The 239-nt window shown below is 54.4% G+C and carries 1 protein-coding gene; it reads right to left on the bottom strand.

Annotated elements, in window-relative coordinates; genetic code table 11:
- On the bottom strand, positions 1-239 hold a 239-nt coding region (locus EA58_RS20725; protein ID WP_036757602.1), incomplete at both ends, for an AMP-binding protein.

Below are 239 nucleotides of genomic sequence, written 5' to 3'. Positions count from 1 at the left end.
ATCCAGCACATACAACTGGGTATTGCTGATGGGCGCGCCGATGCTCACGTCATTCGGAAGCACGGTTTTCTGAGTCGCACAGACCGTTGCCTCGGTCGGACCATACTGATTAAAGAGAGTCTCGACCGGCAACTGAGCCAGCGGATTTAATGATTCGCCCCCCACATGCAAGACTTTCAGGGAGGTTCCGGCAAGCTTATCGCCCAGATAGTTGAACAGCGCTGTTGGCAGGAAAGCCT

The sequence above is a fragment of the Photobacterium galatheae genome, assembly GCF_000695255.1.
In the GTDB taxonomy this organism is placed as follows: Bacteria; Pseudomonadota; Gammaproteobacteria; order Enterobacterales; family Vibrionaceae; genus Photobacterium; species Photobacterium galatheae.
The sequence above is the reverse complement of the archived record's forward strand: the minus strand, read 5'-3'. Positions and strand labels throughout refer to the sequence as shown.